Here is an 11,471-nt window from a genome sequence, read left to right on the forward strand (position 1 = left end):
AAACCTGTCTGTGTTACTCTCTGGCGCTTTGAACTGCAGGAACGGCCAAATCAGCCCCTGCCGACACGTCACTTCGGTATCGCTCTAGGAAGGAGTGACATCTCACCGTACCGACCAAATAGTCGTCTCGACACGGACTCGACTCCTTTCGTCAGTCACCCATCGCAACGAAGTCGACGAGGATACGAGAGCACCCACTTGCTGTCGAATGGTGGTGGCTCAGTGAAGACCCATCATCACAAGGGACTGAGTGGGCAGACCCCGTTTCTACTAATAGAACTCCATAGCTACCGTGTGGGAGTCGCCCTCAATTACTGACGTTCCTCCCGTTTTGAAGATTTGATTCCCCCACTGTATCTGGATTTATATAGTGAGAACCCACCACAATGGCACTCTTTTCTGACTCACTCTCGAGAGGTTTGCACAAAGTTTTGGCGTCAGCGATTAGCAATCGGTGGGACCACACCAACTCTTCTCTCAGATCCTGTCAGAGAAATCGTTTGGCCACGCCGGCGTCCGGCCGCTGAACGAGACGACAAATAGGATATCGTCGATCCGTTCGTCTGCGAACAACGAATGCACATCCAACGGCGAATCGGATGGAATCGTCAGCGAGAGCATCCACTCTCCGACAGGTGACTTGTTCCGGGTCATTACGCTCCAGTCGGGCGCATTAGCAACGCCTCCGACAACCCGTCCGGTACTGACTACCCCGTCTCTAGGAGTGGCCGTTCCACCTACGGTCTGGGTCTCTCCGGCTTCTACGTACGAGAGTGTCATACGAAGATCGTCGATGGCCTCTGCTGTGAGTTCGTCTTCGTACTCCTCGTCGGTCTCTGCAGCGACCGTGTACAGTAGCAGTCCGTCCATACGGAGGTTATCTAAGTTCGGCGAGAAGTCTTCGCGATCAGTCCGGAAGGAGACGGTCACCTCCGAGGACTCAGAATCTGAATTGTGGAGATCGAACCACTGGTCAGCGAACTCGCGGCGGAGACTGAACGCTCTGTCGAATGAGACATCTGGATCAAGGTCTGCGAAGACCTGCTGCCGGTATTCTGCACTATCGAGCGCAGTGTATTCGACGGTCACGAGCACGTTCGCGATCGAATCGTAGTCGAACTGATTGGCGGCCTTGGGCATCCGTAATTCCCAGCGCGTGTCCACGCCAGTCCCCTCGAATGGGAGCAGTTTGTCTGGGTCAGGGTTCGGTTGCAACTCGAAGAGCCCCGTGGCGTCTCGTGCCGACGTGAGCGCGACTGACTCAGGCGTCCGTCTGATCACCCGCTCCTGGAACGGTGGCCCCTGAGTCACAACTCGGGAGACCCCACCATTCGAGAGCGTCGCCTTGATACCCTCGGTCGGTGGAACAAGTGCGAGTACCGACGTGCGAACCCGCTTGATGAGGCGCAGGTAGTGCCCTGGGAAGTCACGGTCGAACGCTTCCATCGGGGTGTCGAAGGTGAGCACGCCCGTCTCGCGGAACCGCTGGAACTCGTAGGGGTACTGGGTAGCCAATGAGAACGTCTTCGTGAGTTGGAGATTGCGCTCGTCGGTCTCGAAAGCGTGCTGGTCCAGCCGATAGAGATCCTGAAGCAATCGTGCCGACCCGGTGAGTCCGCGGCGGTCGGTACCCTCTCCGTCGAGCGTTTGTATCTGTCCCTCCTGTGGAGCCTCCCAGTAATCGTCTTGAATGACCGTGAGCGGCGCTTCTTGTCGCTCGAAGGCTAGCTGGCTCACCGCGAGGTGAGCGTTTGCCGTCGCCTGCTGGAGGAGATACCGATAAACGTCTCCGAGGACACCGGCCATCCAGTCGTACAGTTCGACGTTGGTGAACTTGGTGTTGAGGAACTCAACGATCTCGTCGGCGTGCTCGTACTGGAGCTTAGAAATGTCTTGTTCCTGCTCCACGACACGGACGTGTGCTTCTGCAATCCGAGTCTGCTGACCGGCGATCCGTTGGTCGATCCGGGTGAGTTTGAGCTGGTTTTCCCATTCTTGATCGCGTCGGCGGTACTGGGACAGCATCGAAAAGTACGACGAGAGTCCAGATAGAGAAGCGGCAATTTCCGAAAGTCCGCCAGCGGCTGAACCTGTATAGAAGTTTGCTGCCGAAGCAAGAAGATGAGAACCAGCGGATCCGTACAAGAACATTAACGCCAGCGTCTCTTCGTCAAGCCAGTTTTCTTGAACTAGCATTTCATAGTAGTCGAATTGCGCATCGGCGCGTTCCTCCTGAATATCAGCGAGATCGACACCTTCCTCGGCTTCCTTGACCCGGAACGTTTGTAATTTCATGTTTGCACGCGCCGTCTGCATGTCTTGGCGTGCTTTTCGCCGAGAGTAGGCCTCTTGATCATGAGCCACGAGCGCCGCTAGGAGATTGGACTCAACCTGCTGGGCCAGTCCGACGAGCTCTTTCGACCGAGCGACCAGTGCCGAATATCGGTACTGCGATGGTTGGGGTGAGGTTCTAGTGGGGACTCGTAACTGCCCGTTTGGTCCAAGGGTGGGTAAACTACTCTCGATATCAAGCGGGGCCGCATACGGCTCCATCTCACGGCGCATTCCGGCGATATTCATGCAATTACGCAGTTTGTAGAGATTAAGCGCCGCCCTGAGTCTGAACGCTGCGAGAATTGGATTCGGTGGAAGACAAAACCCTATGTATGCACGGAACTCAGACTCATCGTTACGATAGAGATCGGAAATGAGTGTTCTATCGTCTCCACCATCCAGCAGCAATCCACCATCAGACTCCAGACCGAAGCCAGTTAACTTCACCTGCTGGTCGAATCTCTGGTCGGCAACCGCTTTGGCAACCGTAAGCTGGCTAACGACTTCTGGATCCACGGTCAGGGACCGGAACTCATTGCTTGCACGGTCCGAAAGTTCGCCCACAACATCTCCGACCGTTTGCGACTCGGCGTCAGCAACCGCATGGGTTGCGGTTTCGTGACTCGTCTGCACGCGTTCGGTGAGCTGTATGTTGGTATCACCGAGCAGGCTCTCTTCGATCGTCTGTATAGCCGATTTTCGGTTTTTCAGACCATCTATTTGTTCTACTCTCTTGGCTGTAGCTGAAAGAGTGGGGGCTGCTTCGTCAAGGAATCGGTGGACCTCTCCTGCAGCCTCCTCTTCCGATAATACGTCAGTGTCCACACCGTTGATCTCGGCAATAGTGGCCCATCTCTCACCAATTTTCAGCACCGGCGTTTCGAGAACGAGTTCTCTTTTCGGTCCTAATTGGTCACCGCCTCCAGAGAACCACTCGGAGTCCCAGTTTACAGGGGTGAGACCACCGAATACCCCTGGATAAATCCTGATCGAGTATCTTCTGCAGGGATCGGGAATCTGTTTCAATTCGGGCGCCTCCAGCAGGTTAAGGGCGGTCATATAGAGGGTTCGTGCCTGTGCAGTTGATTCGGACGTGTCTTGGGTGAATCTACTGTCAGCATAGTCGAGCAGACACCCGATTACCGAAAGGAGTGTGTATCGCGTGTAGGCGTGTTGCCGCGTGGCCGCGATTCCATGGACGTCCCTCGGATCTTCTAACCAAGTTTCGTCGCGGGTGAGTAGGGCAGAGCTATCCTCCTCGTCGACAAGACCGTAATACATTTTCCGTTTGGTGGGGTCGGCACCGTAGTCGTAGACCGTTCGGAACCAACGAAGAGCCGCCTCATACTCGCCACTTCGTTGTAGGCGAAGTGCAAGAAACACCGGTACGAAATAGTACGCTTCTTTGACATAGTCGATTGATCTACCAGAGTTCGTCTGGAACGCTTCTCGGATGAGGGTTCTTCTCTCGTCAAGGTATTCATCGGAGAAGGACTCTGGTATACTCGTTGCGTCCGAACCAGCGAACCGTGGGGACACGCTGATAGGTGGTGTGAATTCGAGATTACCATCAGCGAGTCGAATATATTGCCAGAGGTTTACAGTCCACGTATACTCCTCTAGGCGGGAGCGGTCGATTCGAATCGCTTTGATTGGCAGGTAGTTTCTCGACGGTCTACTGGTATACCCCCCACTGTGGACTCCCATTCTGCCGTTTGGACGGGTCCATGTCGTATACGAGTACTGAGTTGGTGTCGCAAGGTAGTTGTATTCGTGTTCGGGAAATTGTTCACTTTCTGAATTCTCACGCCGAATTTCAGTGTATCCGTTCCTGTTGAAGGCGTAGACGCTTTGTGACCCGCTATAACCGAATGCTCCGAAGAACCCGTCTTCGTCTTCAAGAATTGAAACAGGCTTACTGTACCGTGGATAGAATATACCCTCGTATTCGTGTATCTCCTCGTCGCGGAAAGCAACATGTGTGAGGATTGAAGATTGATTGTTCGGCATGAACTCCGCCGTAATATTACCGTTCACCCCATCGAGTTCAAGTTGGTCCAACGGATTACTCAATACATCCACCGAATCGGGATCTTCGTCTGGGTCGAAATGTTCGATATACCAACCTCTTGAGGATTCCCAGTAGTTTTTGAGCGTTTGGAGCTTCTGGTCCGAGAAGCGAGTGATTAAACAGACCCCGTCATTCATCTCGACTGCTCGATAAACCTGGTCACCGAAGACGAAGGGTCCCATCTGCTTGTCGAAGGTAATATCTCCCCAACCACTGTGTGTCCATCCACCACCTTCGGTGTCGATCTCTGCTCGAATTAAGTTGGAAACGGGTAACCCGTGGTCCCCTGTCGTTGTTGTCGTTGGAACAAGGGCCAATTCCGGTATACCTCGGTCTTTTTGAATCAACGCGACGGAATATTGCGCACTGTTAGGCAACTCCAGCTCCTCGGGACTCCCCCACGTATCAGAATAAATATTATATATCAAATACACGACTGAGCCCGAATCCGGTTCACTTCGTGCGAATACATATATATTCCCATTGTACGGAGCGGCCCCAATTATCTGGTACATATTCTCTAAGGCGGGAATCACTTGCCAGTAGGTCTGATCCATTGCGGTACGATATCTCGACCAGTAGATTCTAGAGTCTAAATTGGAATCTGAGAGACTTGCGCGCGCGAAAATGTACAAATACTCGCGTTCGTCCACAATCCTCCGCTCACACGCTTCCCCCTCAACTACGGGTGCCGTCGCCCAGCACGTCGCTTCAGGATGCAGTATCCCAACGTCGTAGAGGTAGTTAGAGTATGACTGTGCGGCGTGGCAGGCGGCCTTCGCTGAAAGGCTCCTCCCGGCCCCAACCGTATTGACCAACTCCTTAAATGCAGGGGTCTGTTCGCTACGTAGTGTCGGATGGAGGAAATTCTCTGTGTAGAGATGCATAGCGACCGCTGATTTCCACGTTGGATAAGATCTGAGCCATTCCCAGGCTCGTTCGAACGAGGGTTCTTGTCTCAGACTTGATTTATCGAATCCAGAATTCCTGATATCGAGTTTGAGGCCGTTACGAGCAAACATCGACTCACCCGCACGGACGTTAAAGACCAGCGTCTGGAGGCTCTCGATCGCCTGTGCGACCCGTGTCGTTTCCCGGCAACCACTTTCAGCCGCATCAATCAAGAAGTGGTCGGTGACCCACTCCGCACGAGCGCCGAGTCCGTTATCGCCCTCAGGAACCGGATCAAGTTCGTCAGTCGGGATGGGGAGTGCCTGAACGAGGGCGTCGCGGAGAGATGGGAGCGTCTCCTCCTCCACTGCATTCACCACCTCCCGGAGCGCTTCGACTGCCGCCTCTTCCTCTTCGATGCGTGATTCGAGGATGTTCTCCCAGTTACGGCGGACCGAGCGGTCGATCCGCCACCACATTGGATCGTCTTCCTGATGGGGATATATCGTCACGTTCTCGTCGACCGTGAACCACGGTGGGCCGAGGAAGAACTCCTGACTTTGACGCTCTTCGTCGTTCCAGACGGTGAATAACCGTGTCTTCAGCACTTGCGTCCCGATATTGTATACTGCGTCCCAGTCTTCGGAGAGGTCTTCGCCACGTTCTACCGCCTTGCGATACTCGAGCAGTGCGTGGAACGCTCGGCGCGAGAGACTGAGTTGACCGAGGCGCGGTCGCACGTCGAATCCCGACTGGCGACGCTCTTCTAAGCGCCCGAGTTCGTCCAGAGGTATGCCCACTGCGAGTTGAACGAATACATCCAGTCGCTCTGCAGGAGTGGCACCTGGCGGGACCGTATCGTCGACGGTGGCTAGGAGATCTGCCTTAAGATCGGCAATACGACCACTTAGCGGATTCCGCACGTCCCAAAGCACGAGCCCCGGGTTAATCTCTGTCGGCGTGCCCGAGCCAGGAGGTGACAACGGTTCGAAAAATTCCTCCCGGCCCACCCGGTCAGGATCGACGATTGGCGGTCTGCTACGCATTTCCAATGCCCGCTGCCAGCCGGAGCGACGTGTGGCACTCGCGCGCCACTTGGGTAGCTGTGCCTTTCGGAGCCTCCAGTAGGGGATCGTATCCTCACTCGCGAGCCAGTCCGGCCATAGCCACAGCTGTTTGTGCTTCACGAGGAGCGTGTCGAACAGCGTCTCCCATTCGGCCTCCGACGGTTGCGAGCGGCCCTCTGTGGGATCTGCCCGTGCTCTGAAGGACACCAGACGTTCGAACTCCTCGACAGAACTCTGGAGTAGGTCTTCAATCCCCTCGCGTGCTTCTCGTGCCCGACGCACTGAGTCGGAATCGTCCGGTGACTCTTGGTCGATATTCTCTTTCCATCCTACTAGAAGATCTTCCCAAGAGGCTGCAGCAACCGTAGGCTCGATGTCCCTTGGTGGTGCTCCATCACCGAACGCTACTGTGAGGATGACGTCGAACGCTTCGCCAGCGGATGCTTCCCGGTACACCGCCTCGATGCCGGCGAGCGCACGTTCGAGTTGGACTTTCCGGGCACACCAGAGCCGAGCAGTCGTCCTGGCAGTCGAGAGGTCAGTCGCCATCGTGTGCAACTGCTCATTTGAAATTGGTGGACCACCATCACCTGATAGTTCGTTTTCACATTCGTCCGGGATGATCTCGTCGCTCCCTTCGAACTCGGGAATCTCTTCGAGCGCGACGTCATCCGGATCCACGATTGGAATATCAGGGTTGCGCAGGAGAGGCCAGTTGCCCTGTTCCGGTTCGCGAAGTGAGGGCCAAAACAGGCGTGGATCGAGCGTGAGAGTGTCCCGTCCTCCTTCTGGATAGACTGGAGTCGACGTATTGTCCTCTTCGTCGACCCATATAGTTTCCATCGTCCGCTTGAGAATCTCAACGAGCAGTGAACATAGTTCGTCTAACTGTGCAGTGGTGACAGCGTCGTTCCGTGGATCCCGTGTGTGTGCTGCTTCGGTTTCCAATAAGGTCACGATGTAACGGAATTCCTCTTCGGTGAGCTTCCAATCTGCATCGAGGCGCTCAAGCGCACCCTCAAGGATGGCATCGTCGCCAGCAGATAATTCGCTCGTGAGCCTGTCTACCTCTGCCGAGAGAGGAGCGGACCACGGTTGTCTCGATTCGACGGTGGACTCATCCACCAACGGATACCTTACCGGTGTTCGAAGATGTGCAAGCAGGTCGTCGACCGACACCTCCTCTGACACCATCCTACGAAGTTCCCTGAGATGTTCGTCAACCCATTCCCGTCGATGCACCCAGAGTTGGAAAACAGCAGATGACGAGGACGTGTCTCGCATATCGTCTGGTCCGACGATGTCGGGGTCGATGACGGCTCGTCGGTCACCGTCGGAAGGGTCACGATCAGGATCATATGGGGTCGTCGGCATGTCCTCCTCGTGCCATCGTGCATGCCTATACTCGCGCTGCCAGGTTTCGAACAGACTCGGCTCTAACTGTTCGAGTTCTTCGTTTCGGACTGCTCGGGTAGTGTCCACGAGGCCGAACAGTTGCTCAAGGTTCGCTTCAGTGACCATGTCTCGGTCGAGCAGTAGTCCGAGGGCTTCAGACAGATCGGATGAGTAGAAGTGATTCTCATCAATACCAAGATTCTTGGCAAGCACTTCCCGTTCGGCCTCGTCATTGCGAACTTCCCGGAGTTCGTCCTCTGTTGTTCCAAGTCGTTCGAGTAGTGCGGCGTATGCATCATGGCGATATGCTTCCTCGGCAGCAGTCAGTGCAGCAGATGGCGTAGTCCCTCGGAGTTCACGCCGTAGTACCTCGATGCACAGTCGGACTTGGCGAAGTACCTGTTCGGTCGTCTTGCAGGACGCTGGAAGCTCGCTGATACGTTGATGAAACAGCCCGTCGAGTTCATTTATCGAGAGTGCCCGTTCCGTACCTCCCTCTACCACCACGACTCGCTGGTTGATGAAATCGAGCAGTTCAGCGAGGTACGCGCGAGGGCTCACTGCTGAATCGCACTCTTTGCAGGTACACGATTTGGTGTCGACACGCGGACCCGGCATCTAGCTCACCTCCTCATATCCCACAGCGAGGTTGTTAGCGCGATCAGCCAGACGGCCAGCGAGGATATTGTCGAACACCCGTTTCTGCGCCCGTGCCGCGTAATGGAGTCGGAGCGCTTCCATCTGCTCGAAGCCGTCATCGTCGACCATTGCCTCAAGGAACACGGTTGGTGATGTCTCCGCAATATTCAGTGGACTCAGGAAGTTTCGCTCAATCAGGATTGCGTTACGTGAGAGGTCGGCTGAGAGGACACTGAGGTCTGCGTGTGCGTCTAATACCTGCACGAGTGGATGCTCTGGAGGGACAGGTGGATCATCAGCTTCGTCGAACACCGCCGCTACGCCGCCGGCTGCACGAATGCTAACGAGGTCTTCGATCTCGAATTCGTCGCGTAGATATCCCGTAATCTCTTCAAACCGATCGATTTCATCCGGGGCCAACCCCGATTGTTCGGTGGCAGCACGGAGTTCGGTTGTTTCGAGACCAACTGCCCCCGGTTTGGGAATCGAGAGTTCGACGTCGAAGGTCGGACTTTCGGCAAAATCGATAGCAACAGCCTCCTCTTCGAGTATGTCTCCTGTCGGTGTTCGGACGCTCAGTCCGACTTCTTGAACCGAGTCGGTGTTGGATAAGAGCGCATACTGGACAGTGACTTGGCCGTTCTGGTCGACCGTTGTTTCAACAGATTCGGGCGAATCATCGAACAAGTCGTGTGTCCCAAGGAGCAACTCTGTCGGTCTGTTGAGATAAGCAATCGGTGTCAGGGTGACTGTGTACCCAACGAGTACTGCCCCGGTTTCCGCGTTCCGGAGGGTTCCTCGGAGTTCCCCTCGCTCAGAGATTCGGGCCTCGGTTCGTCCACGCCTGAACTGTTGACTTAGTTCCTCATCTCCTTCGAGCACGCCCTCTGGAATGAAACCTGCATCAATGGCTGTCTCGACGCCTCTCTCGAACTCCTGGAGTTCGAGTTCTCCAAGTGCTGTGACTGCCTCGTCGACGACACCGACCAAATCGTCAGTTTCTTCGAAAGGTATGATTTCGAGCCCTCTGATGTTGAACGAGCCATCGTCGTCGACACGTATCAATCCGTAAATGAGTACCTTCGAAATGGTGGTCTCCTGCTCGACGAGCGCACTCACTCGGAGCGCGTGAATACGGTTCGGGTCGATGTCGGTCTCGTGACTGAGGAACTCGACGTCCTTTCGACTGAAATCCGCATAGTCGACACCGACCACGACGGGTCCGAGTTCTTCGACGAGTCGTTCGTACTCTGAGCGTTCGGTTTCTTCGGCACTCACCGCTTCGAGGACAGTAAGCTCAACTTCCACCTCCTCATCGGCATTGTAGATTACCCGCTCGTTATCTCCGTCCGGGTTACCTGCAAGTGTGAGCTCTCTCCCTGTCCTGTCGAGGACCCGGAACACGAGATCCGCTCGGTCCTTCTCTGCACGAGCGAACTGCGCCGGTGTGTACGAAATCTCGAACTCTCCCTCTTCGTTGGGTCGTTCTTCGCCTAACAGCTCTTCGCCCCGAAGATCAAGGTCGTATGCTCGGACTGTGACATCGGAGAGACGTTCTCCGTTTTCGTCGAGGGCGATGCCGGAGACGACGAAGCGCTCGTTCTCCTCAGACTCGATTCGAGTCAGTGTCGCTTCTGCACCACCTTGCATCAGTTCGTCTCGCCATCGTTCTCCCTCGTTATGGTTGAGCGATTCGCGAATTACACCACCTGAACTCAGGAGACTGTCTATTCGCGCTTCAGAAACGGCCATACGCCGCAGTACAGCACTTACTTGCTCAATCCCCTCTGCAACGGGATTGATACTGAGTTGGTATCGCTCTTGAGTTTCGTTCCTCTCTGTTTCAACTGCTGCCGCGAGAACAACGGTGATATTCTCAGTCGTCGGGTTCTCCAAATTGTCGCCATCCCAGAAAAAGTGTGAATCCCAGTCGAAAACTTGTACGAGGTCGATCGGGTCGTACTCGAGTTCGACGGCCTCGTTTGAACGCGAGAACTCGAAGGAAAGGTGTGGTGGTCTCGGTTGACGATAACCAATGACTCTCTGCTCGATGAGTTGCGTGAGTATATCTGAAATTGCGAATTCACCGGTGGCATCGACTGTAATTTCGGCAACGCTCCTCGATACGTTCCCGGAGTCTGCAGATACGATCAGGTGGCCAGCGATGGGCTCACCAGTATCGGCCGATTCGACCCGGCCGGAGAGTTCGATGACGGGGACGAGCGCGATTCGTGCGTCGTCGTACTCCTCGCATAGCTCCTCTGCGGCTCCTCGTGTATCCTCGTCCGCAAACCACTGATGGTCGAAGACTGCCCGCTCTTCGACGAGTTTTCGGACTCTGCTGTACCCGAGATTGGGGAGGTATTGTTCAAGAACGTCCGCAAGTCCTGTGTCTCCACCGTGGTCTCGAATCCAGAGATTGTATGCTGGCATTGTGTGTGTTTTCCTGACCGTGGAGGTCTGAGCGGATGCTATTGGGCTAACTCTAGGGAGGTCATACCGCGGACCACCCTCGAACCAGAGTGAACATACGAGGGTCCTCCAGCTATGTGTCCTGATTTCTTGGGTTCCGTACTGCCAAAATGAGCGAGACTGTCGACTTTGGTGGATGGGGCAATCAATTGCCATCGCATCGTGCGTACTTGTATGAACGCGCCTGCACCCGGTCGGTTACTGAACTGGCTTCGTTTTGGCATCAGGGTCTCAAATTCTTTGCCGACAGAGAACTACGACCTCTATCAATTTATAATGTTTTTCAATGGACATAAACTAGTACGTCCGTCAAAAGAGTTCAGGGTGGTGCCTGTTTCTTCCGATACTCCTTGTTCAATCATTCGGATGAGGGGGTCTGGGATGACTAATTCGACCAACGAATCGACCGGTATCTCCTCGACAGTCCGTATAGACGTGTTGGAATACGCTAGACAGCCAGATGGTTGGCTACTTGCTGGCCAGTGTTGGCCGCTTCCACACGGTCGGCGAGAGGACCGGGACGGGGGCGAGTCTGGCGTCGTCCTACTCGTCACGCACCTCCTCAGCGACAGTTTGAGCGTCACTGTTGACAAACCACTGTC

Annotated in this window: 2 protein-coding genes; both read right to left on the reverse strand. The window is 55.0% G+C overall.

The annotated features are described in order from the left end of the window. Positions 1-477: 477 nt before the first annotated feature. Complete coding sequence (locus ACK3SC_RS11150) at positions 478-8,376, reverse strand: neuraminidase-like domain-containing protein (protein WP_416840250.1); 7,899 nt, start codon at positions 8,374-8,376, stop codon at positions 478-480. Next, a complete protein-coding gene (locus ACK3SC_RS11155) occupies positions 8,377-10,830 on the reverse strand; it encodes a hypothetical protein (protein ID WP_416840251.1) in 2,454 nt (817 codons plus the stop codon). Positions 10,831-11,471 lie beyond the last annotated feature (641 nt).

This window comes from Haloferax sp. DFSO52 (assembly GCF_048158745.1).
Lineage (GTDB): Archaea > Halobacteriota > Halobacteria > Halobacteriales > Haloferacaceae > Haloferax.

Coding starts and splice junctions, on each gene's coding strand:
- ACK3SC_RS11155 (WP_416840251.1), bottom strand. CDS start 10,830: ATGCCAGCATACAATCTCTGGATTCGAGACCACGGTGGAGACACAGGA.
- ACK3SC_RS11150 (WP_416840250.1), bottom strand. CDS start 8,376: ATGCCGGGTCCGCGTGTCGACACCAAATCGTGTACCTGCAAAGAGTGC.